We start from the raw sequence: 22,748 nt of genomic DNA, 5'->3' as shown, positions 1-22,748 counted from the left end.
CTCTCATGGAACCCACGGAATTCAGCCCCTCAGCGCTGCTCGTCGATGCCGGACTCATCGGCGGCCTGCTCGTCATCGGCACGATTCTGCGAGCTAAGATTTCGGCGATCCAAACGATGATGATTCCTGCCGGAGTCATTGCCGGTGTGCTCGGTCTGGTGCTCGGTCCCAATGTTCTCGGCTGGCTGCCGTTTTCGGACCAGCTCGGCGAATACACCTCCCTGCTCATCGTCCTGGTCTTCGCCTGCCTGGCCATGACCAGCGACTTCAACATCCTCAAGATCGGGCGATCGGTCGCGGGTTTCGCGAGCTATGGTGTCCTCATCTACGCCGCGCAAACGGCCATCGGCATGGGGCTGGTTCTGCTTGTCCTCGGTCCACTGTTCGGGGCGCCTGATCATGTCGGGCTGCTGCTGTTCGCCGGCTGGGCCGGTGGCTTCGGTTCAGCGGCGGCGATCGGTACGGTATTCGCCGATTCCGGCGACCCTGCCGTGCAGTCCCTCGCATTCACCGCAGCCACAGTCGGTCTGCTCGTCGGAGTCGTCGGCGGTATCATCCAGGCGAAGTATGGTGCGGTGAAGGGATACGCGCGTGAGTTCTCCGGCCTTGACAAGGTGCCCGCCGAGTTGCGGACCGGAATCCTCGACGACAACGTCGAGCAGCCTGCGATCGGTACGCACAAATTCTCCGGCAGTGCCATCGAATCGTTGACGTTCCAAGCCGGAATCGTCGCCGGGGTGTCCGCGGGCGCCTACGGAATCAACGTCATCCTCGGCGAACTCATCCCTTCTGTGGCATTCCCGCTGTTCTCAATCGCGTTCCTCGTCGGCCTCGTGCTCCGGGCGCTGCTGTCCGCGACGTCGACGACGAAGTTCATCGACAAGGACACCCAGAGTTCCATCTCCGGATCTGCGACTGACGTCCTCATGGTGTGCGGTATCGCCTCAGTAGTGCCGAGCTTCGTCGTCGACCAATGGCTCTCACTTCTCATTCTCTTCGTCGTCGGTCTGGCCCTGTGCCTGTTCCTGGGCCTGTGGGTCGCCCCGCGAGTGATGGAAGAAGGGTGGTTCGAACGGCAGCTCTTCACCTGGGGCTGGGCGACAGGGGCGGTCGCCACAGGCATCGCACTGTTGCGCATCGTTGATCCGAAACTCAACTCTCGCACCCTTGAGGACTTCTCTCTGGCATACCTCCCGGTCATCCCGGTAGAAGTCACCGCAGTGACCTTCGCTCCATTGCTGGTCATCGCCGGCGCCTCCTGGGCAGTTGTGGGAATCTGGGGTGCGATCACCGTCGTCGCTGTCGCCGCAGCATTCGTCGTTGTCGCAGGCAACAGACGCAGCCGGATCCAGGTGTGACGCACCCGCGCGAGAGACCAAATACCCAACCACCTCTTGAGGAGAACAGCTTTGACCCACCACATCGTCATCGGAGCCGGGTTGGCCGGTGCCGCGGCCGCATGCTCACTGACCGCGCGCGGCGAGGACGTCACTGTGCTCGAACGGCATACCCCGGCCAACGACCGTGGCAGCTCCCATGGTTCGGCCCGCATCTTCCGCTACGCCTATCCGGATCGCCTCTACACCGAGCTCGTCGTGCGTGCGCGTGAGCTGTGGGACGACCTCGAAGCGAAATCGGGAACTGAGCTGATCACTCGCACGGGAGCGCTCGACTTCGGCGACGCCCGGCACACCGATCTGCTCGCCGAAATCTTCGATGAAGTCGGCGTTGAGTACGAGGTCCTCGACCCTGAGAGTGCCGCAGAACGGTGGCCGCAGTTCGCCTTCGACACCGACGTGCTGTGGCACCCCGACGCCGGCGTCATCGACGCCGAGACCACGGTGACGACCATGCTCGACCGTGCAGTGGACACCGGGCGTGCCCGGATCCTCACAGATTGGACGGTCACCGAGGTGGCCCGACGATACGAGGGCGGCTTCAGTGTCACCTCGGCGACGGGGGACGTTGTCGAAGGTGACCGCGTCATCGTCGCGGCGGGCGGGTGGTTGCCCGACCTCCTCGGCGATCTTGGTTTTCCGCCAGCGTTCCTTGAGGCGCTGCCGACTTTCGAAGTGCGGCAGGAACAGGCGTTTCACATGCCCTACCGCGATGCCGGTGCTGACGGGCGGCCGAGCACACTGTGGCCGACGTTCATCCACAAATCCGGGGAGATGTTTACCTACGGACTGCCCGGCGGGCGGGACGCCGGTTTCGCGGGACAGAAGTTCGCGCAGTTCAACGGTGGGAAGGTGATCGGTTCGGCCCTTGACCAGGACGGACAGATTACCGAGGAGATGCGGGCTCGGATGATCGATTATGCGAAGCGGAACCTGCCGGGACTTATTCCGGAACCGTATGCGGAGACGACGTGTCTGTTCACTAACACTCCGAACGAGGATTTCGTCATCGACGAGGTCGACGGTCTCGTCATCGTCTCGGCCTGTTCGGGGCACGGGGCGAAATTCGCGCCGCTGCTCGGCGAATTTGCCGCCGACCTCGCTACGGGTGCCGGCGATGTTCCGGATCGGTTCCGGGTAGGTAGCGCTTCGACGATGTGATCGGGTGGCGTGGTGTCTCAGCGTTCTGTCGCGATGAATTGCCTCAACGCTTTGACGCGATGATGAGGTGCCGCGTCGAATGGGCAACGAAGGGTTCACCCCTACGCATCCGGGCATCGAGTTCACGCAGTTGCGGAAGGTAATCGGAGACTGCGAAGTCGGGCACCCACCATGGACATTTGCGCAGGATCCACACGATCGCACCGACGTCGAAGAACTCCATGCGGCAGCGCGCGGTGCGCAGCGTTTCGACCGTGAGTCCGGCCGCCTCGGCGGCGTCGGATTCGGTCTGCGGGTGCCGTGCGCGGCGATTTTCCGGCAACGGTCCGAGGAAGAACTCGATGAGCTCGAACGCCGAGGCCGGACCGACGTGCTGGGCGAGATAGGTGCCGCCGGGGACGAGCACCCGGGAGATCTCCGACCAGGCGGGGCTCACAGGATGTCGGGAGGTGACAAGGTCGAAGCTGCCGTTGGCGAAAGGCAGCCTGTGCGGGTCGGCTTCGACGACATCGACGCCACGCGGACCGAGCCGGTGCCGGGCCACAGCGATATTGGGGCGGTACGACTCGGTCACCGCCATGCGCGGCGGCAGCACCGGTGCCTCGTCGATGACCTCGCCGCCGCCGGTATCGATATCGAGGGCCGCCGTTGCCGTCGACAGTCTCCTGGTAAGAAGACTTGCGTAACCCCAGGGCGGTCGCTCCTCGGTGGCGCGCCCATCGAGCCAGCCGAACCCCCACCCGATGACATCGGCGGATAGTGCCTCGGTGACGAGCTCGTCGAATGCGCGCATACCGCCATCTTCGCGCACACGACTCTCACACGTCGAGCCAAGCGGTCACATCGACGAGCAGATCGTGCGGTGCCTCGAGCGGCACAAGGTGGCCCGAGCGCGGAAAACGGGTCATGTGCGGGTTTCCGGGCAGCGCTTCGGCGAGGCGATCGGCTTGGTCGGCCGGAATCCACGGATCGTCCTCACCCCATCCGATGCGAACCGGGCAGCGCACCTCGCCGAGGCGGTCGACGATGGGCGCCGTGTGCTTGGGGCGCAGCGCGGCGATCTGCCGGTAGAAGGCAGCTTGACCGGCTTTGGTGCACCAGGGTTCGCTGAGTGCGGCGATCCATTCCTCGCTGAGACTCGAGCGGTCGTCGCCCGACGGAGATTCGTCGGTCGTCGGGGCTGCCGCCCCGGAAATGTATTCGCGGGCCAGTGCACGATGAAGTCGAGGAGGGAGGGCTGCGAAGACCTTTTCGTTCTCCGCGACGAGGCGGAAGAACGGTGAACCCCACGGGTCGAGAGTGACGACGTCGAGCAGATACAGCGACGCGAAATCGCAGCCCTCGAGCAGGTGCGCGCCGAGCGCGACAGCACCGCCGATGTCATGGGCGATGACATGGGGATTCGAGACGTTCCAACAGTCGATGAGCTCGGCCAGTCGACGACGCTGGGTGATGAGATCAACGGCGGGGGCCGCCTCGGCGGGGGAGTGGTCTGTCGGCTGTGCCGACGTTTCGGAGGGATCGGGGATGGAATCGCCGGATGTGGCGGGAATCGAGTCGCCGTAGCCGGGCATGTCCCAGAGGCGGACGCGGTTCGTCTGGGCGAGCTCGCGGGCAAGCGGCAGCCACATCCGTGCTGACCACGGGGTTCCGTGGCAGATGATGACCTCGCCGAGGCGGTCCTGGACGTTGTCGTGGGAGGTCGGTTCGAGGGTCGTGGTGGCCACCTCGGCGCCGTCGCTCAAGGTGATGCGGTCGGTGGATATGCGGAGGGCGGGGCTGCGATCGGTCGGTGTCATCATGGATCGACGGTAGAACTTCAGGTCAACCTGAAGTCAAGGTGTCATCATGGAGTCATGAAGATCGGGGAAGCGGCAGCGCAGCTGGGAACGGCCGCGCATGTGCTCAGGCACTGGGAGGACGAAGGCGTCGTCGTGCCGGACCGCACTGCGGCCGGGCACCGTGAGTATTCGGATGAGCATCTGAGCCGGTGTCGGATTGTGCTGTCGTGTCAGAGCGTGGGCTTGAGCCTTGCCGAGATCCGGGCGATCCTGCACCGTGGGGAGACCGGCCGCGCCTCGGTGATCGCTGCTCGGCTCTCGGCGATTCGGGCGCAGCGGACCGCGCTGGACTCAGCTGAGAGGTTTCTCCTCCATGTTCGCCATTGCCGGCACGACCTTATGACTCGGTGCCCGGAGTGCTCGGAGTATGCGGGGTGAGCGGTCAGCCGCCTTGGTGTGGGCTCGCCAAACGCTCAGTGGGAGTTCCGCGATTTGCTCAATGGGAACATCGCGAAGTGCTCAGTTGGTTACGCGGCGGTCGGCCGCCTCGGCGAGTTCGATGTTGCGGTGGGCGGAACTCAGTGCACATTGCGCGAATTCTCGGGTCGGTGATGGTCACAAAATCTCGCAGAACGGGCATGATGGCCTTATGACCACAGATATGGATATTGCGCTCAGCGCCGAGCTCGATCCCATCGTCGATATCGCCGCTGGGCTGGGTCTCGACGCGAAGGACATCATTCCTCACGGATGGACGAAGGCGAAGGTGCCGATCGACATCCTCGATCGGGCGGCCGAGAACGCCACAGACGGCAGGCTCATCCTCGTCACCGCCATGAGCCCGACCCCGGCAGGGGAAGGAAAGACCACGACGAGCATCGGCCTGGCCGACGGACTCAACGAACTCGCGCGGTCGAAACCCGAGGTCGGCAAGGCCGTGCTGGCGCTGCGGGAGCCGAGCATGGGCCCGGTCTTCGGAATGAAGGGCGGGGCGGCCGGAGGCGGATACGCGCAAGTCGTGCCGATGGAGGACATCAACCTCCACTTCACCGGCGACTTCGCGGCCATCGCTGCGGCGAACAACCTTGCCGCGACGATGCTCGACAACCACATCCATTTCGGAAACGAGCTCGACGTCGACCCGCGGCGTATCCACCTCCGCCGTGTCGTCGACCTCAATGACCGCGCCCTGCGCGGAGTCGTCGTCGGACTCGGCGGGCTCAACGGGGGAGTGCCCCGCGAGGATGCCTTCGACATCGTCGTCGCCAGCGAGGTCATGGCGGTGTTCTGCCTGTCCACCTCGCTTGCTGATCTCAAGGAACGGCTGGGACGGATCGTGCTCGCCCACAGTAGGGGGCGGGAGCCGATCACCGTTGCGGACATCGGGGCGGCGGGCGCGATGACCGCGCTGCTGCGCAACGCACTGGCGCCGAACCTCGTGCAGTCCCTGGAACATTCGCCGGCGTTCATCCACGGCGGACCGTTCGCGAACATCGCCCACGGCTGCAACAGTCTCTTGGCTACCAAGGCCGGGCTGGCGCTGGGGGACTGGGTGGTCACGGAGGCCGGTTTCGGTGCCGACCTCGGAGCCGAGAAGTTCCTCGACATCAAGTGCCGCACCGCCGGGATCTGGCCCTCCGCCGTGGTCGTCGTCGCGACTCTGCGGGCCCTGAAGTACCACGGGGGAGTCGACGTTGCCGATGTGAACTCGGCTGATGTTGGTGCGGTGCTGGAGGGCATGAGCAACCTCGAACTGCACTGCCGGAACCTGCGCGAGATCTACGGGCTGACGCCCGTCGTGTGCTTCAACCGATTCCCCACGGACACCGACGAGGAGATGGCTGCGGCGATCAGCCATTTGGATGGTCTTGGGGTTGCGGCCGTGGAGTCCACGCACTGGGCCGACGGCGGCAAGGGTGCTCTTGCATTGGCCGAGGCGGTCGTCGAGGCTGCGAGCGGGGCGCCGGAGGATCCGGCCGCCTCGGCGAGGTATTCGTACGAGCTCGGGGCACCGCTGGAGGACAAGATCCGCACGATCGCGCAGCGGATCTACCAGGCCAAAGATGTCGACTTGCCGGCCAAGGTGAAGCGGAAGCTGCGTCAGTTCACCGATGAAGGCTACGCCGATGCGCCCGTGTGCATCGCGAAGACGCAGTACTCGGTGTCGACGGACGCGAGCCTGCGTGGGGCGCCGACCGACCACGTCATCGAGATCAAGGATGTGCGGCTGTCGGCCGGAGCCGGGTTCATCGTCGTCATCGCCGGCGACATCATGACGATGCCGGGCCTGCCGCGCGAACCCTCAGCGCTGAAGATCGACGTCACCGAGGATGGCAACATCACCGGCCTCTTCTAAGAGCTAATTACTACCCGACGGCGGCTCAGCAACCTGGCGCCAGGTTGCTCAGCCGCCGCCGGGTAGCAATAGGGGTCAGTCGGGGCGGGCAGCCAGTTCTGTGGTTGCTCCGTCTGCCTCTGCCCTAGCGTGCTTCGACGACCTGCTTGACCGCTGCGAGAGTCTCGGGAATGCCGGTCTGCGCAGACGCCGTCCGTGCGGCGATCTCCTCGGATGCCCGTGCACCGTACTTCTCTGCGAAGAACTCCTGCCCCTCCGGCAGGAACTCCCATGATTCGGTGAGCAGTGTGCCTCCATCCGCATCCTGCATACTGTAGGTCCAGTTGACTCGGCCGGGTCCCACGTTCCATCCGAAAGCCCGCCCTTCGTCGGCGACGACTACACGACTGCGAGTCTGCCACTCACGGTCAGGGGTGACGTTGCGCCCGGTGAACCAAGCTCCTACTCGTGGACCATCGCCTTCGTCCCACCAGCACTCTCGGCAGATCGGCGACCACTCTCCAGTCCGAGTCACGTCCGCAACAGTCCTGTAGACCGTCATGGGGTCGGCGTCGATGTGGATGGAATCTGCGAAGGTGAGAGACTCGGTCATGCTGGTGATCCTAGCGACCTTCGGAAGCGTACGGGCGATCTCTCAAACAGTGGTCGGGCAGGCACTTTGAACGGTCAGGTCAGTCTCCGGCGTTTCCTGTGACGCGGTCGAATACGGCGTCGAGATTCATCGCCAGAGAGTGGCGGTTGGCCTCGTTCATCCACTCGTTGTTGAGCATTTCGTTGAGGCCGCCCGGGGTTTCGTGAGCTGCGACCAGGTCGTCGATGGGGTCGGTGGTCTGGGCGAGAGTGGTGCCGAGACCGACGAACTGACCGCGGATGAAGTGATCGGCATCCGCCTGGTCCCAGCCGCGGTTGACGAGCCATGCCGTGATCGTCTGCAAGAACGCGAAGTGCGCCGACATCGTCGCGGTCACGGTCGAGAGCGTGGAGAACATCGTCTCATCGGCTGCGGTCACCGATCCGCCGAGGTGGCTCAGCAGCTCTTCGACCGCGTCATTGGCCGGGTACACTGCGGTCACTCCCTTGCGCTCGAGGACAGCCGGCAGGGGGATGACGCGCACGATCGTCGGGGAATGCGGAAGATGGGTCCCGAGCGTGGGCGTCGAAACTCCAGCGACGGCGCTGACCAGGGTCTTCTCTGCCGGGATGTCGAGATCGTCCAGGACTGCGTCGGTCTGCTGCGGCAGGACCGCGAGCACGATGAGGTCGCTGCGGTCGACGACGTCCTGATTGCTCTGACAGACCGTAGCAGACTCGATGGACTCAGCGAGTTTCGCTGCACGGTCGGCATTGCGTGGGGAGAGGAAGATCTGGAGGTCGGCTTTCGCCTCGCTGTCGGCAAGACCTTCGACCATCGCCGAGGCGATCTCTCCGACTCCGATGAATCCGATGCGTGTCATGTGCTCCTCCTTGAGTGGCGTGTCCCTGTTCGCATTGTGTCATTGACTCAATGGTCCGGGTGCGGGGACCTCGAAAGGGAGGTGAGCTGCCGTGCGTCCAAACAACCCGACGGCGGCTCAGATACCTCGCGCGAGGTATCTGCGCCGCCGTCGGATAGTAATTCGAGCGGGGCGGAGTCACTCGAATTCGGCGAGGACCGCCTCGGCGACGGCGGCGACCAGGGCCGGTCCGTCCTCAGATTCGGGGTCGTCGGTTTCTGTCATCACGGAGATGACGATGGGTTCGCGATCAGGAGGTGTCACCACTGCGATGTCGTTCTGAATGGCGTCCGAGTGTCCCGATTTGTCTCTGACCACCCAGCCTTCGGGAGCGCCGGCGCGGATGAGAGGATCGCCCGTCTCATTTGCCGACATCCAGTCGAGAAGCACCCTGCGATCATCGTCCGAGAGTCGGTCCGGGGCGAGGAGTCCCTGCAGACCGGCGGTGAATGCGGCCGGGGTGGTGGTGTTGTCCGTGCTGCCCTCTTCGACGTCGTTGAGCTCCGGCTCTTCGTCTGTGACCTCGGTGGTCGTGTCTCCGGCCTTCTCCAGGGCATCGTCGAGAGCCTCGGGACCGCCGAGCTCATCAAGCACAATGTTCATCGCCAGGTTGTCGCTGACCCTCAGCGCGCTCTCGGCCACATCTTCCAGTGGCAGCCCGTCGTCGACGTGCTTCTCCGTCACCGGTGTCCATCCGGCCTCATCGACATCGGCCTGAGTCCAGGTCACGTTCTTCTCAAGCTCTTTCGGCGTCGTGAGATCGAGGAGTTCGGCGACGGCGAAGACCTTGAGCGAGGAAGCGAAGCCGAAGCGCTCGTCTGCACGGTGGTCAACTGATTCGCCGGACTCGGTATCGAGCGCGCTGACTCCGACTCTCGCGTCGTAGCGGTCTTCGAGGTTCGTAAGCTGCTCTTCGAGTCGCTGGTGGTCGTTGTTGTCAGTCGGGCTGTTTGAGGTTTCGGTCTGTGTATTGGACCGGTCTGGCTGAGCCTCACTCGGAGTGCAGCCGGCCAATGCCATGGCTGCCAGTGTCGACGCAGCGACGCACTGTAGGATACGGGCGTTCATCGATTCGTTCCGTTCTCTCCCCGACGGGAGTCGACTTCAGGTGGATCGGCGGGCCGAGCACTGTCTCGGGTTCGATGTGCTTGCGATGCTCGCTGTTGAACATCTTTCTCCACTGCTGCCATGCGGTCGAAGACTGAAACCCTCGTTCTCATATCGATAGCGCATACCATGAGGTCATGGACCTGGTAGACGCCTGTCGGACATTCACCGCTGTCAGCGAACTCGGCAGTATGACACTTGGTGCTGCCGCCGACGGAATCCCGCAGCCGGTGGCCAGTCGGCGCATCGCAGGGCTTGAGAAGCAGCTCGGTGCGCGGCTCCTCGAACGGACCGGACGGGGAGTGAGTCTCACACCGTTCGGTCGCGACATGCTGGTCCCGGCAACGCGGCTGGTCGAACTGGCAGACGAGCTGCTCATCGGTGCAGACCGGGCAAAGTTGCGGCCCATCTCTCTGGCAGTCCCGACTTCCTGCTCGACACGAAATCTTGCGGTGCTGGCGGCATCGATGAAGGACCGGGGGCTTCGGGTCGACTTCCGCTCGAGTCCGCCGGGAAGGCGGTCCGACGATCTCGCCGGGAGACGAGTGCGCGCTTCGGTGCAGACCGTTCCCGCAGACGAAGGCACTTGGATTGTCGCGTTGGGGTGTGCTCATCGCTCTCCGCTGACGGCTCCGGTGCGGATCGCAGACCTGCGGAGATCTCGGGCGCGGGTCCCCGGCGATGATCTCGAACTTGCAGGTCGACGCCTGCGAGTGATGAGCGAGGACAACGTTCCGCACATTCGCGACCGGGTCCGACGGTCCGCCGAGACCGCTGGTCTGCTTCCCTACCAAGTCATTGTGGACACCTCAGACCCTGACGCGGTCGCGGCGGTGCTCAGTGACGGTGATCTGCTGCTGTGCAGCGAGGCCGAGGCCGCAGAATTGGATCTTCCCTGGGCACCGCTCATCGACCCGACGATTTCTCGGGGCTATGAATTGGCGGCCGCCGCGGACGAGGACATAATGCTGCTTGCCGACTTCACCGAGGAGGTCGCTGATTGCCTCGGCGGATCGGTCGCCTCCGAGGCGAACAGGCGGCCTTCGAGGTCGGGAAGGCGACGATCGCTGTCCAGCGGTGCCGCCTCGACGCCCGTTCCGCGGACCACGCGGTCGAGGGGTGAAGCGCCATGATCGAACGGAAGAGAGTTATCAGGGCGGCCGGAGCAGAGCTTGAACAGGCGGGTCTGAGCGCCAGAATCATCGCCCGTGATCTCGATACGAACGCCGAGGTTGCGCTCGCACCCGACGGAGCGCTGCCGCTGGCGTCGCTGGTCAAAGTGCCGATTGCAGTGGCAGTGCTCAATCGGATTGTGGCGGGGGACCTTGCCGCCGACGAGCAGGTCCGAGTCGAACCGGCCGTTGCCGAATCTGCGAGTCCGACAAGTGCTGCACGCTTTCGGCACCCGGCGCGGATCGCGGTCGAGGATCTGCTCACCTTGGCCGTGTGCTTCAGCGACAACACTGCTGCCGATGCACTGCTTGACCTTGTTCCTGCAGCCGAGGTGCAAAGGGATCTCGATGCTCTCGGGCTGCGGACCATCGATATCCGCCACCGGCTCGATGCGCTGACGATGACACCGTTGGAGAGCCTCGACAGAGCCGAAGCGCACCTGGCCTACGACCTCGCACAGATTCGATCGTCCCAGGGCGACGGGCATCGGATATGGCAGCTCGACGTCTCCCGCGCCAACTCCGCCACGGCTCGCGGGCTGATGGGCCTTCTCGCCGAGGTCTGGCGCCCCGCGAGGCTCGACCTCGGCGTCGCCGCCCGGCTGCGGGAGCTGATGTCCGGGAACGTCGTTCGCCACCGACTTGCGCCCGACCTGATGTCCGATTCGGCTCGGTGGTCGTCGAAGACGGGCACCTTGCTCCATCTCAGGCACGAGATCGGTGTCGTCGACCACGCCGACGGTCAGGCGATCGCCATCGTCGTGCTCAGCGAATCGAGCAATCCCGCTTCGGTTCAGCCCGCCGCGGAGGCTGCTCTCGGTGCCGCTGCCCGTGCCCTTCACGATCTGCTGAGGTGAGGGGAACGTCGGTCCGCAGACACTCTTTCCCGCCCAGAACTACCTGACGGCGGCTCAGCAACCTCGCGCGAGGTTGCTGAGCCGCCGTCAGGTAGTAATTCAGAAGGAGGGGAGGACGGAGCCGTCGGCCCACTTCTTCTCGATGAACTTCTTCACCTCGGGGGAGTGGAGCAGCTCGTCGAGCTTCTTGATGTTCTCGTCGTCCTTGTTCTGCGTGCGCACTGCGAGGAAGTTGCCGTAGGGGTTGTCCTCGGCCTTCTCCAGCAGGATGCCGTCCTTGGCCGGGCTCAGTCCGGCCTCCAGGGCATTGTTGCCGTTGATGACCGAAGCATCGACGTCTTCGAGGGTGCGTGCCAGCTGCGCGGCGTCGGCCTCGACGAAATTCACGTTCTTCGGGTTGTCCTCGACGTCGGAGAGCTTCGCGTCGACCGCGTCCACGCCGTCCTTGAGGGTGATGAGCTTCGCGTCTTCGAGCATCTTCAGCGCGCGACCCTGGTTCGACGGATCGTTGTTGATGCCGATCTTCGCGTTCTTCGGGATGTCCTTGACGTCCTTGATGTCCTTCGAGAACAGCGCGAAGGGCTCGAGGTTGATGGGCTTGAACCCGGTGATCTCGTAACCCTGGCCCTCGACCTCGGAATCGAGGTACGGCTTGTGCTGGAAGTAGTTCGCGTCGATGTCGCCGTCGTTGAGCGCCTTGTTCGGCAGGGTGTAGTCCGTGTACTCGGTGACCTCGATGTCGAGGCCGGCATCCTCGGCGAGGTTCTCATCCACGTAGCGCAGGATGTCGCCCTGCGGCACCGGGGTCGCACCCACGGTGAGCTTCGTGATGTCGCCGTCCTTCTCACCGACGGAATCGGTGCCGCCGCCGACGAGTCCGCAGCCCGAGAGCAGCAGAGTCGCGCTGGTCGCGATCGCAATGAGCTTGGTCTTCATGGTTCTCCTTGAGATGTGTGTCGTGTGGTGAAGAGTGCAGTTGAGGTGGGAGTCGCCGAGGCGGCTCACCGGTGGTCGACCGCGCGGGCCAGCCGATCGCCGATGAACTGGATGATCGTGACGATGAGGACGAGGACGATGATGCAGGCGATCATCGTGTCCGCCTGGTAGCGCTGATAGCCGTAGGAGATCGCCAGCGCACCCAGACCGCCGCCGCCCACGGCACCGGCCATCGCGGTATAGGACACCAGCGTCACCGAGGTGACCGTGGCTGCTCCGATGAGACCGGGCAGAGCCTCGGGAACGTAGACCTGACGGATCACCTGGCCGTTCGAGGCGCCCATCATCAGTGCGGCTTCGATTTTGCCTTCGGAGACCTCGCGCAGCGAGTTCTCGACCAGACGGGCATAGAAGGGGATCGCGCCGATCGTCAGTGACACCACGGTCGCCTGCCAGCCCAGCGCCGAGCCGACGACGAATCGGGCGAAGGGGATGAGGGCGATGATGAGGATGATGAAGGGGATCGAGCGCGTGATGTCGACGATGAAGGACAGCACCCGGTAGACGACCGGGTTCGAGCTCAGCCCGCCCTTCGACGCGGTGAACAGCCAGATGCCCAAGGGCAGTCCGAAGAGGACGGCGAGTCCGGTCGACCAGGCCGTCATGAGCAGAGTCTCGATGGTGGCCGGCCACATCTGATCGGTGATCGCCGGGTTGTCGAACCATGTGGGATCGTTCATCAGGCAGCCTCCTCCGCATAGATTCCATCGGCCTTCAGTGCGCTGATCAGCTCTTTCGCCTGTTCGGCCGAGTCGACGGAGAAGCGCAGCCGACCGATCTGGCGGCCTTCGATCGTCTCCACGGCTCCGGCGAGGATCGCCTCGGCGCTCGCTCCGGCATTCCGTGCAGCGGTGAGCACGGTGGGCAGATCGGTGCCGGCCAGGGACACCTCGACGAGGTGGCTCGCCCCGTCGTCGAGGCTGACCGGAGGCAGAGGGACGAGATCCTTGGCCAGGACCGATCCGGGCTCGGCGATGACCTCGGCGAGTTTCCCGGTCTTGGCCACGCGCCCGTCGGCGAGCAGCGTCACCGAGTCGCAGATCTCGCGGATGACGGACATCTCGTGGGTGATGATGAGGACGGTGATGCCCAGACGGTCGCGCAGCGAGCGGATGAGGCTGAGGATCTGATCCGTCGTCGTCGAATCCAGCGCCGAGGTGGGCTCATCGCACAGCAGCACCTTCGGCTCTGCGGCCAGTGCTCGGGCGATGCCGACGCGCTGCTTCTGTCCTCCCGAGAGCTGAGCCGGATAGTTGTCGACGCGGTCGCCGAGGCCGACGAATTCGAGGAGCTCACGGGCCTTGGCCAGGCGTTCGGCCTTCGGCACGCCGGCGATCTTGAGCGGGTGGGCCACGTTCTTCAGCGCGGTGCTCGAGTCGAGGAGGTTGACGTGCTGGAAGACCATGCCGATGCTGCGACGGGCCTCGCGCAGTCCGGCACCGGACTGGTTCGTGAGGTCGACGCCGTTGATCGACACCGTCCCGGAGGTGGGGGACTCGAGCCCCGTCAGGCAGCGGATGAGCGTGGACTTGCCGGCGCCGGAGCGGCCGACGATGCCGTGGATCTCTCCGGCGGGGACCGAGAGGTCGATCTCCTCCAGGGCGACGGTCTCTCCGAACACCTTCCGCAGTGCGCGCAGTTCGATCACAGGCGCCTCCTCGTGTGGTTGACGAATGCCGCGCACGGTGGTGGACGGCAGAGATTTGGGGATGGGCCGGTCTACGGTCCAGTAGGGCCGACGATTCAGGATGACAAGGAATCGCCTCGGCGGCGTCATGAGATGTCATAAAAGGACGCATTGGCGGCTCATCGTGACGAAGAACTCACTGCGGCGGGGAAGGGTGTTGTTGCTCTCTTCGGTGTCAACTGATCCCGACCGCCTCGGCGGCAGAGATGACGAGACGGTGAACGGCGGTCGAAATCGGGGCAGAATCCAGCAGCATTTTCCTCCGACGTAACCCGATGTCCATGTCCGGGGCGTACCTGTGGTTGATCGACAGGTTCGCTTGCCCGGTGTACCCGGCGGGCGGACGAGCTCCACGACGGGACCGGTGAATGTACGAAGAATCGAGCAGGATCGCGGCGATCGTTCCCTGCCACAACGAGGAGATCACCGTCGCCAAGGTCGTCGGCGACCTCAAGGCCGCCGTCCCGGACATCACGGTCTACGTCTATGACAACTGCTCGAGCGATCGCACCTCGCAGCGCGCTGCCGAAGCCGGTGCCATCGTGCGCAAGGAGAACGTCCCCGGCAAGGGCAATGTCGTCCGCCGCGCCTTCGCCGACATCGATGCCGATATCTACGTGATGATCGACGGCGACGATACCTACGAGGCGGCCCACCTGCCCGAGATGATCGACACCCTGATCTCCGGCCCTTACGACCACGTGCTCGGTGTTCGCCAGGACAATCAGGAGACCACGTCCTACCGTCCCGGCCACGAAGCCGGGAACAAGATGTTCAACCGGCTGACCGGGTGGCTCTTCGGTTCGCAGGTGTCCGATATGCTCTCGGGCTACCGCGTCTTCTCCCGCCGTTTCGTCAAGTCGTTCCCCGCGATCAGCCGCCGGTTCGAGATCGAGACCGAGCTGACCGTGCACACGATGTCGCTGCGCCTTCCCACCACCGAGGTGGCCGTCGACTTCCGTGACCGACCCGACGGAAGCGAGTCGAAACTCTCGACCTTCAAGGACGGGTTCCGCATCCTCGGGCTCATCTCCGCTCTCGTCCGCCACGAACGACCCCGCCTGTTCTACGGCACGCTGACGGTCGTGCTCGCCGCCCTGTCGCTGGTCTTCGGTCTGCCCGTGGTGTGGGAGTTCTGGCAGACCGGGCTCGTGCCGAGGTTCCCGACTGCGATTCTTGCCACCGCGCTCATGGGGCTGGCGTTCCTGCTCGGCAGCGTCGGCCTGACCTTGGACGGTCTGCGCAGGGCTCGCCGCGAGACTTCCCGCCTGGTCTATCTCAGCTTGCCCGCGGTGACCGGTCGACCCGTCACGCAGCGTCAGACGCCGCAGCAGACTGCTCCCGCGGACCGAGAGTTTTCAGCCCCGGAGGCAGAGATCTTTGCCGACGCAGCACGGATGAAGCCGAACCGGCAGGTGCGGGCACGCTTCGCTTCATGAGTCGTTCTGCTATTCGCAGGTGGCTGACGTCCCCGCTGGCATGGGACCTGCTGCTTGCTCTCTTCACCGTCGCATGGTCGTTTATCTTCCTGCGCCTGTTCTGGCCCGGCCGGGTCAACGTCGATATCGCCAATCAGTACTTGCAGGCAACCGGAAAGATCCCGTACTCCGATTGGCATGCGCCGGTGATGAGCGCGGTGTGGAGAATCCTCATCGACATCACCGGAGACCCGGGCAGTCTGCTCCTGCTGCAGGTCGGCCTGCTGGCCGCGGCCGCGTGGGGGATCGGGGTGCTCGTCCACCGATCTGGGGCGCCGAGGTGGGTGTCGCTCTTGGGTCCGACCATCATGGTCGCGCCCTGGGTCGTCTCCCAGATGACGACGCTGTGGAAGGATTCGCAGATGGCCGTGGCCATCCTGCTCGCCGTCGTCCTCATCATGATCACCCGCTTGGTCCCGAAGACATGGCTGCTGTGGCTTCCGGCGCTGGCCCTCCTCGTCTACGCGGTGGGGGTGCGCAAGAATGCGGTGTTCGCGGTCGTCCCGATCGCCGTGTACGGCGGGTGGTGCCTGGTGCATCTGTGGCGCCATCGTCGAGGGGGACCTGGAGACTCTGCCACGTCTGCAGACTCCGCGTCACCGGAGACTTCAGAGCCGACAGCAGACTCCGCGAAGAAAGGACGCCCTTTTCTGCTGACGGCGGTTTCGTCGCTGATCGTGCTCGGACTCATCAGCGGAGGCGTCAAAGTCACCGACGCGGTCATCGACTCGCAGATGGGAGTGACGAAGACCGGCCAGATCTCACAGATCTTCCTCGACGACGTGATGTTCTCCGTGCCGGAATCTCGACTGCAGTCGTCTGACGCACCCAGAGCGCTCAAAGACCACATCAGTTCTGCGCGCGACAAATGCCTGAAGAGAGGCGAGATCTGGGACGCCTACTGGAACTGCTACGGCAGAGGCACGACTGGGAAGGCATTCAGTCCCATTGCCTACCAGGATGAGCTGAAGTCGCTGTGGTTGAACGAAGTCGTCACTCATCCGGTCAGCTACATCGAATATCGGATATCGGTCTACTCCTCCTACTTCTTCACCTCGAAGCTTGAATACTGGGAGGCCGACTGGGATGGTGATGCGCAGAAGGCACGCTTGCCCGCAGGGAGCGCAAAGGCTGACTACATTGTCCGGCCGTATGTCGAGGACTTCGCGCTGGGAACTTTCCCGATGCTCTTCAAGCCCTGGTTCTGGGCCCTCGTCGCCGTTCTGCTGCTCGGTCTCGGGTACCGATCGCACAGCCGCACCCGTCGCGAACTGAACGCGTCTGCCCACCGGCCGCGGTCCTTCTGGCCCGAGATCACGGTCCTGGCCGCCTCGGCGCTGTGCTACATCTTCGGGTACTTCCCGATCGTGCCGGCGAACCATTTCCGGTACACGTTTTGGCCGGCGCTCGCCGTCACCTTCGCGTTCGTCCTCTGGCTCGCCCAGCACCGCATCCAGCGAGTCCGAAACATCGGGCCATAGACTGAGTGCAGTTATGAAAGAGTCATTCTCGGACCGTCTCCGGCGCCTGGCGGTGGAAGCCTTCAAGTTCCTCACCGTCGGCGGACTCGGCTATATCGTCGACGTCGGCCTGTCGAACCTTCTGGCCTACGGGTTCGGTCCGATCCCCGCCCTCCTCGAGGGCAGTCCGATCAAGTCGAAGATCATCTCGACTATTCTGTCGATGATCGTCGTGTGGATGGGCAATAAGCTCTGGACCTACGGCGACCGGACCACGAACTCGAACATGCGCGGCATCGTCCTGTTCGTCGCGGTCAACCTCGTCGGCATGATCATCACCGTCATCCCGCTCGGTGTGACCTGGTACCTGCTCAATATGCGCGACCAGCTCACCTACAACATCTCGACGAATGTCATCGGCATCGGACTGGCGATGATCTTCCGCTTCTACGCCTACCGCACCTGGGTGTTCAAGGACCAGGCCCCCGATACCGAGGTGGTCGTTCCCATGGAGGAATCGAGCCGGGTCCCCGACGACCGGGGCTGAGCGCCACCGGCCGCCTCTTCACACCCCCGCTTGTGCGCCTGCCCGCCTCCTCACACCTCCGCTTGGGTGGGACAAATGGTCACGCCTACCGGAGTTTTATGTGACCATTTGGACCACTTGGGGACCCCGATGCGCAACTGCTCGCCGCTGGTCAAAGATCGAGGTCAGCATCGGATTGTCTCGGGCGCCAAAAGTATCCGATGCTGACCCATGTTTGGACCCGAATGTCCGTTGGTGACCTATTCTCGGGGCGCCAGGGGTTGGCCGTCAGCGGGTGCGGCGCAGCTTGCGGTAGGCGCTGACGACGGGGGCCGGAGTGACGGTGCGCAGTTCGGCCCTGATGAGCATCCGCTTCTGCTTGAGCAGTGCCGACCGACGGTTCGGCAGTTGACCGGCCCGTGCTCGGGTGGCCAACAGCCCCAGATCTCGGCGCAGCTGTCCGTCTTGCGCGTGGAAGTAGTTTTCGGTCAGCCATTCCGGGTCAGGGAATCCGATTGATCCGGCGGCGACTTCGGCCAATGTGCCGGTGGCACCGGAGTCTGCGAAGACCTCGTTGAGCAGCTCGGCGTTGAAGCCGAAGTCCGAGATGAGCAGGGTCGGAATGCCCCGATCGATGGATTCGAGTGCCGCAGTCGAGGACACAGTGACCAGTGCCGAGTCGTCGGTGAGGAAGTCGCTGAGGGGACCATATCCGAGCTCGATGCGGTCCGCTCCAGGCACCCGGCGGGTGCGGAAGTCGTCGAGGATCTCGAAGTAGGAATGCTGTTCGTGATGGGTTTCGAACTCACCGGGACGCGACCGCATCTTGACGACCGCCGTCGAATCCGGGTGCCGGTCGGCGAACTCGGCCAGTGCCGCGATGATCGCCTCACGGTCGGCTCGCTCGGCAGGAACCTTCGCCTGCGGGGCGAAGAGCAGAGTCCGTGGGGCCGCAGGGGCACCGGTTCGTGCGGCACCCGCCGAGGACGGCGCGGTGGCGTCGGATGGTGGGGTCGCCTCGGCGAGGAGTTCCGCAGGTGCCGCGAGCTGCGGAATGCCCTCCGAACGCAGCATCGGCAGGCGCGCCAACAGAACTTCGCAGGGCACCCGTGACCGGGCACTCGCCTCGGTGTAAGCGGCAACCTCGGCGGAGGAATGGGCGATGAACGCATCCATCAGACGGCGATAATTCATCCCCTTGCCGCTGGCAGGCAGGCCCATTCCGGGTAGCCCTGAGATCAGGGCCGGACGTTCAGCGCGGGTGTGCGCGGTGAGGAAGACCTGGGCGACGATCGGGCCGGTGGCGGCACCGAGGACGATATCGGGGGAGTGATCTGCGATGACCTGCGCGAGGTCGGCCCGCGCGATGACGGGGACCTCTCGGTGTTCCCAGTCGGTGCCGGCGACGGCGCTGGCGATCTGCTCATCTGTCGGCAGAATCGGATTGTCGACGAGGAACACGCGTCCCTCCACGTCGGGCAGGGACGACAGCAGCTGGGTCGCCCACTTGAGATAGGACTCACTGTCGGAAATCGAGAGGATGCGGATGGGCGCAAGCCCGGCCGATCGCCGAGGCGGGAGCACAGGACCGTCCGGGAAGTTCGACTGCGACGACTGACCGTCCGCGCGAGTGCGCTCGGTCAGATGCGAGGGCCGAGGCGGGGCGTCGGAGAGGGGCGGCGGCATGATCGGCCCGCTGTAGTGGGGATCGCCTGGTTCAGGAATCGTCATCTGCCTTGACTGACTGGGCGTTGAGGGACTTTCGCAGACTATCGGGTGAGGCGCCGGTCCACCACTTCGCGGGGATCTCGGTGACATCGATGGTCACATCCGGATTGAGTACGGCCAGGGACACCGCCGCTGTCGACGGCAGGCTGCGGATCGTCGAGTCCGGCGGCAGGTTGATCAGCCGCAGCTCGATGGGCAGGCCGAGATGCTTGATCCTCACGCGTTCGTCCTGGGCGAGATCGGCGAGGAATTCCTCGGTCTCACGGCGGTGCGGATAGTAGGTGATCGATCCGTGAGTGTCGATGATGTCATCGACCCACGCCCGGTAGGCAAAGGCATCGATGAGACCGTCGGCGGCCAGGGACGAACCGATGACCGGATTGTCCCGGGGGTGGCTGCCGCCGGTGGGCAGAGTCTGGAGATGTTCGAACCGGTGGCGAGTGATCTCACCGCCTGATTTGAGGAAAGCCTTGCGCAGCGGTTTCGCTACCGGCAGCGCCGTGTGCCAGCGCAGCTTGCCCACAGTGGCGAGGTGGCGAAGCCGGTCGGCGACGTGAGCGGCCATGACCGTGCGCGAAGCTTTGAGCTTCTGCCGGGGACGGACGAGGGGACCGCGCTTGGCGGTGAGGATCTCGATCGCAGAGTACGTGGCCAGACCGTCATCGAGAATGACGACCTCCGGCAGACGACGTTCCAGGTATGCCAGCGCCAAGGCTCTGTGCACCTGACCGGAGCAGGCATCGCCGAGGTAGATCCGGTCGAAGTTCGTCTTCCGCAACACTCCCGGTTTCGCCCCATCTCGCTCGAGGCGGACATTCTTCGGCAACCAGGCCGGATCGAAGGCATCGAGGAAGGACGTCATGCCTTTCGCGCTTGCCCGGGCCCGAATGAGCAGATCCTCCGTCGGCTCATGTGATTCGAGCGCCGAAAGGAACTGCAGTGGGGATTCGACGAAAGCGACGGCGCTCCGGCGCTTCTTCTTCGGTGTCACCGCTGTTGGATCCGTTTCATGATGCGTTGTTGTTTTCTTGCCACCGCTTTGATCACGAGCGTTCCCGATCGTTTGATCATCCGCTTCGGAACAAACGCCTTCGACGTGCTGCCCGGCAGAGCGAGCGCGGTGAGGCGTCGGCGTTTGAAATAGCGACTGAATCGGTCGGCTGACTCGCCGCGGCCTGTGCTGACCTCGAAGACCTCTGTGAGGAAGTCTGTTGCCGCGTCACGCAGATCGTGCGACAGCGTCGGTGCCATGCAGTAAGAGACGGCTGCGAGCAGACGCCCCAGCTGCGGATGCGCGTCGGTCTTGTCCGGGGCGCTGCCGTCGCAGATCTCGGAGATGATCGTCAATGGGATGCGATTGCTGTTCTGATAAGGAGCGATGGCTTCGAGCAGCAGATCCGTACCCACAGCCAGGGCAGGTACCTGATAGATCTGGCGAGCAGTCATCAGTGCGGTGGAGAACCCGCCGACGATGAGGTCGGGAGCCAGACGATCGATGATGACCTCGGCCATGACGGGCAGGTCGAAAAGCTGCAGAGTGATCCCGAGTCTCTGTGCCGCCTCGAACAGTGGTCCTGTCTGCGAGGGAGGAGCGGCCGGGTGCGGTTTGAACACGACGACTTCCATTCCGCGCGCAGCGGCGGCCTCGATCATGTCGATGTGCAGCTGCGTCTCTTCCTCAGAAGTGATGAGTCCGAGCGCCGACAGATACTGGCCGACAACCAGTGCCCACGGACGATTGCTCGACGGCGCGGCGCTGAGAACCCCTCCCAGCTCGTCCTCCAGCGCTTCGGCCGAATGCTCGCCGAGCTCGCGCACCACACCGGTGAACGACTCGACACCCAGTGGGCGGTGGACGATACCGAACTCGCGGAGCAGCTTCGGCGAGATTCCCGGCACCAGTGGCAAATAATGCAGCACGGACATGCGCTGACCGTTCGTCAGCGGAATCTGATTGCGGGTCGGGCCGAAGCTCATCAGTCCGTCGGCATGTACCCTGATTGTCGCGCGGGAGAACACTCGGCCAAGCGCAATGGCCGGGTTGACCTGGGGTGATTCGATTACGAGCTCGATCTCGTCGGTTTCGTCCAACCCCCACCGGCCACGCAGATACGATTCCACGACCGGCAGATCCGTATGATCGGGCCGCCATGACGAAGGATGGACGTGCAGAGGCGCGAGCGCCTCATTGAGGTTGACGACCCGATCGAACCGGGCGATCAACGAGGCGGCTCCCGGCGAATCGACGAAGGATTCCGAGAGCTCCATGACCACGGCGTTGTTGCTGACCAGAAGGATCCGTTCGGTCGGAGCCGGGGTGTCCTCGGGCGCGAATCCATCGGTTCCCATCAGCGCCGGAGCCGCCGGCCGGTCGTAGTCACCGCCATCGATTCCTGCCGCCAAGCAGACGAGTTCGAACAGGGTCGAGGCCAGGAAGATCTGTTTCACTTCACCATCTCCAGCATTAACGAAGGTGCGTCATTGAGGTAGCTGCTGACGTTGAGCTGTCGTCCCTGTTTCTGCAGAACGAATTCCTCACGCAGATACTCTGGCGGAATCTTCGCCGAAATCGTTCGTGCACCCCTTCGCAACTGGTTTCGCAGGGACGCCGGCGACGCTGCGAAACGATTGATCTGATGATCGAGGATTGCCAACCAGTTGCGGATCGCCTTCGGCCACAGTCGGTCGGCGTCCGGCTCGGCAGCGACGAGATCGAAGATCTGTCCGAATGCGCGGATGAAATCCAGCTGTCGAATGTCGACGATGCGCGACAGAGAGCCCGCCATCCCTCTTCGATAAAGGATCCCTGGAGCATCGACGACGGCGAAGGACTCGGCCTGCAGGTGCAGTCGCCAGATCCAGGACCGGTCTTCGGCAGTCATGAAGTTCTCCGGGAAATGGAGGATCCCCTGTTCGAGCACTCGCCGGTGGAAGATGCCGGCCCAGGCGAACGGATAGTCGACCATCGTCGATTCGTAGACGGGCAGGATCCCCACCTTGGGATCCAATGGCACGTCTCGGACCGACATCGGCGCGAGTTTGCGCACCCGCTTGGTCCCCTCGACCGTCGTATGGTCACAGCGGATGAAATCGACTCCGAGCCTATGTGCTGCGGCAAGCATCGAGGACAGATGCCCCGGGGCCAACCAGTCGTCCCCATCGAGGAAGATGATGTGCTCTCCCCGGGCAGATGCCAGGCCCTTGTTTCGGGCATTGGCAAGTCCCGTCGCCTCCGGGTTGGTGAGGACCTCGAAATGAGGGAACCAAGTGCTGAACTCATCGAGCAGCTCCGGCGTCTCATCACTTGATCCGTCATTGACGAAGATCAGCTGAGTGCGGTCCCATACGGGGCCCTGCTGCCTCAGCGAACGGAACAGCGTGCTCAGGTAGGGGGCACCATCTTTTGCGGGAATGATGATGCTCAGGTCGAAATCAGTCACGGGCCTTCTCCGAAGATTGCGGTCATGGGTTGGTCCACCAGAAGATCAGTGGATCGGACATGGAAGAGCCACCTCGGCGCAGAAAATCCTCGCCGAGGTGGCTCAGCCG

At 64.0% G+C, this 22,748-nt stretch carries 21 protein-coding genes; 9 read left to right on the top strand and 12 right to left on the bottom strand.

The window, feature by feature from the left end:
* The first annotated feature begins 5 nt into the window (after window positions 1–5).
* Together ACOZ9V_RS14385 and ACOZ9V_RS14380 are read left to right on the top strand one after the other, a co-directional pair.
* Window positions 6–1,358 carry a sodium/glutamate symporter gene (locus tag ACOZ9V_RS14385; RefSeq protein ID WP_181272542.1) on the top strand — a complete coding sequence of 451 codons (1,353 nt, stop codon included), beginning with the start codon at window positions 6–8 and terminating at the stop codon, window positions 1,356–1,358.
* A 51-nt stretch (window positions 1,359–1,409) separates the two neighbouring features.
* Window positions 1,410–2,558, top strand: coding sequence for an FAD-dependent oxidoreductase (locus tag ACOZ9V_RS14380; protein ID WP_181272541.1), 1,149 nt, complete (start codon window positions 1,410–1,412; stop codon window positions 2,556–2,558).
* 43 nt (window positions 2,559–2,601) lie between these two features.
* Here ACOZ9V_RS14380 and ACOZ9V_RS14375 read toward each other — a convergent pair whose 3' ends face one another.
* Window positions 2,602–3,351 (bottom strand): class I SAM-dependent methyltransferase, encoded by a 750-nt coding sequence (locus ACOZ9V_RS14375; protein WP_434591105.1) that lies wholly within the window; start codon window positions 3,349–3,351, stop codon window positions 2,602–2,604.
* Window positions 3,352–3,376: 25 nt separating this feature from the next.
* The gene (locus ACOZ9V_RS14370; protein ID WP_229664259.1) at window positions 3,377–4,360 is read right to left on the bottom strand and encodes an alpha/beta fold hydrolase; all 984 of its coding nucleotides are present in this window, start codon (window positions 4,358–4,360) and stop codon (window positions 3,377–3,379) included.
* A 54-nt stretch (window positions 4,361–4,414) separates the two neighbouring features.
* On the opposite strand from ACOZ9V_RS14370, the gene ACOZ9V_RS14365 reads away from it, so the two are divergent.
* Both ACOZ9V_RS14365 and ACOZ9V_RS14360 read left to right on the top strand, forming a co-directional pair.
* On the top strand, window positions 4,415–4,777 hold the full coding sequence (locus ACOZ9V_RS14365) for a MerR family transcriptional regulator (protein ID WP_434591102.1): 363 nt from the start codon (window positions 4,415–4,417) through the stop codon (window positions 4,775–4,777).
* Between the two features lie 211 nt (window positions 4,778–4,988).
* Window positions 4,989–6,695, top strand: a complete 1,707-nt coding sequence (locus ACOZ9V_RS14360; RefSeq protein WP_181272538.1) for a formate--tetrahydrofolate ligase — start codon at window positions 4,989–4,991, stop codon at window positions 6,693–6,695.
* A gap of 124 nt (window positions 6,696–6,819) precedes the next feature.
* Here ACOZ9V_RS14360 and ACOZ9V_RS14355 read toward each other — a convergent pair whose 3' ends face one another.
* The 3 genes from ACOZ9V_RS14355 to bla all read right to left on the bottom strand — a co-directional run bounded on the left by ACOZ9V_RS14355 (window position 6,820) and on the right by bla (window position 9,256).
* The gene (locus tag ACOZ9V_RS14355; RefSeq protein ID WP_434591098.1) at window positions 6,820–7,287 is read right to left on the bottom strand and encodes an SRPBCC family protein; all 468 of its coding nucleotides are present in this window, start codon (window positions 7,285–7,287) and stop codon (window positions 6,820–6,822) included.
* Window positions 7,288–7,366: 79 nt separating this feature from the next.
* A complete protein-coding gene (locus tag ACOZ9V_RS14350; protein ID WP_181272536.1) occupies window positions 7,367–8,149 on the bottom strand; it encodes an NAD(P)-binding domain-containing protein in 783 nt (260 codons plus the stop codon).
* Window positions 8,150–8,326: 177 nt separating this feature from the next.
* Entirely contained in the window at window positions 8,327–9,256 is a 930-nt protein-coding gene (gene bla / locus ACOZ9V_RS14345; protein WP_172170712.1) for a class A beta-lactamase, read from the bottom strand.
* 176 nt (window positions 9,257–9,432) lie between these two features.
* Between bla and ACOZ9V_RS14340 the strand changes: the two genes are divergently transcribed.
* Together ACOZ9V_RS14340 and ACOZ9V_RS14335 are read left to right on the top strand one after the other, a co-directional pair.
* Window positions 9,433–10,428: a LysR family transcriptional regulator gene (locus tag ACOZ9V_RS14340; protein ID WP_181272534.1), complete on the top strand. Its 996-nt coding sequence runs from the start codon at window positions 9,433–9,435 to the stop codon at window positions 10,426–10,428.
* On the top strand, window positions 10,425–11,324 hold the full coding sequence (locus ACOZ9V_RS14335) for a serine hydrolase (protein ID WP_181272533.1): 900 nt from the start codon (window positions 10,425–10,427) through the stop codon (window positions 11,322–11,324). Before ACOZ9V_RS14340 ends, ACOZ9V_RS14335 begins: the two co-directional genes overlap by 4 nt.
* Window positions 11,325–11,423: 99 nt before the next feature.
* Here the strand turns inward: ACOZ9V_RS14335 and ACOZ9V_RS14330 are convergent, their stop codons facing one another.
* From ACOZ9V_RS14330 to ACOZ9V_RS14320, 3 genes are all read right to left on the bottom strand, one after another.
* Window positions 11,424–12,260, bottom strand: coding sequence for a MetQ/NlpA family ABC transporter substrate-binding protein (locus ACOZ9V_RS14330; protein WP_181272500.1), 837 nt, complete (start codon window positions 12,258–12,260; stop codon window positions 11,424–11,426).
* A gap of 65 nt (window positions 12,261–12,325) precedes the next feature.
* The gene (locus ACOZ9V_RS14325) at window positions 12,326–13,000 is read right to left on the bottom strand and encodes a methionine ABC transporter permease (protein ID WP_434591092.1); all 675 of its coding nucleotides are present in this window, start codon (window positions 12,998–13,000) and stop codon (window positions 12,326–12,328) included.
* The gene (locus ACOZ9V_RS14320; protein WP_434591090.1) at window positions 13,000–13,968 is read right to left on the bottom strand and encodes a methionine ABC transporter ATP-binding protein; all 969 of its coding nucleotides are present in this window, start codon (window positions 13,966–13,968) and stop codon (window positions 13,000–13,002) included. The genes ACOZ9V_RS14325 and ACOZ9V_RS14320 overlap by 1 nt, the downstream gene beginning before the upstream one ends.
* Before the next feature lie 407 nt (window positions 13,969–14,375).
* On the opposite strand from ACOZ9V_RS14320, the gene ACOZ9V_RS14315 reads away from it, so the two are divergent.
* The 3 genes from ACOZ9V_RS14315 to ACOZ9V_RS14305 are packed head-to-tail and all read left to right on the top strand — an operon-like array spanning window position 14,376 to window position 17,492.
* A complete protein-coding gene (locus ACOZ9V_RS14315) occupies window positions 14,376–15,446 on the top strand; it encodes a glycosyltransferase (protein WP_434591087.1) in 1,071 nt (356 codons plus the stop codon).
* Window positions 15,443–16,966, top strand: a complete 1,524-nt coding sequence (locus ACOZ9V_RS14310) for a hypothetical protein (protein ID WP_434591084.1) — start codon at window positions 15,443–15,445, stop codon at window positions 16,964–16,966. Before ACOZ9V_RS14315 ends, ACOZ9V_RS14310 begins: the two co-directional genes overlap by 4 nt.
* 13 nt (window positions 16,967–16,979) lie before the next feature.
* Window positions 16,980–17,492, top strand: a complete 513-nt coding sequence (locus tag ACOZ9V_RS14305; RefSeq protein ID WP_434591081.1) for a GtrA family protein — start codon at window positions 16,980–16,982, stop codon at window positions 17,490–17,492.
* A 267-nt stretch (window positions 17,493–17,759) separates the two neighbouring features.
* Here the strand turns inward: ACOZ9V_RS14305 and ACOZ9V_RS14300 are convergent, their stop codons facing one another.
* Genes ACOZ9V_RS14300 through ACOZ9V_RS14285 form a run of 4 tightly spaced genes read right to left on the bottom strand, consistent with a single transcriptional unit; the run spans window position 17,760 to window position 22,639 of the window.
* Window positions 17,760–19,202 (bottom strand): DUF6716 putative glycosyltransferase, encoded by a 1,443-nt coding sequence (locus tag ACOZ9V_RS14300; protein WP_434591079.1) that lies wholly within the window; start codon window positions 19,200–19,202, stop codon window positions 17,760–17,762.
* Window positions 19,189–20,190, bottom strand: a complete 1,002-nt coding sequence (locus tag ACOZ9V_RS14295; RefSeq protein WP_062243292.1) for a hypothetical protein — start codon at window positions 20,188–20,190, stop codon at window positions 19,189–19,191. The genes ACOZ9V_RS14300 and ACOZ9V_RS14295 overlap by 14 nt, the downstream gene beginning before the upstream one ends.
* Window positions 20,187–21,647, bottom strand: a complete 1,461-nt coding sequence (locus tag ACOZ9V_RS14290) for a polysialyltransferase family glycosyltransferase (protein WP_434591076.1) — start codon at window positions 21,645–21,647, stop codon at window positions 20,187–20,189. Before ACOZ9V_RS14290 ends, ACOZ9V_RS14295 begins: the two co-directional genes overlap by 4 nt.
* Window positions 21,644–22,639, bottom strand: coding sequence for a glycosyltransferase family 2 protein (locus tag ACOZ9V_RS14285; RefSeq protein ID WP_062243296.1), 996 nt, complete (start codon window positions 22,637–22,639; stop codon window positions 21,644–21,646). The genes ACOZ9V_RS14290 and ACOZ9V_RS14285 overlap by 4 nt, the downstream gene beginning before the upstream one ends.
* Window positions 22,640–22,748 lie beyond the last annotated feature (109 nt).

This window comes from Brevibacterium sp. 1718, from assembly GCF_051131255.1.
GTDB classification, from domain to species: domain Bacteria; phylum Actinomycetota; class Actinomycetes; order Actinomycetales; family Brevibacteriaceae; genus Brevibacterium; species Brevibacterium sediminis.
The sequence above is the reverse complement of the archived record's forward strand: the minus strand, read 5'-3'. Positions and strand labels throughout refer to the sequence as shown.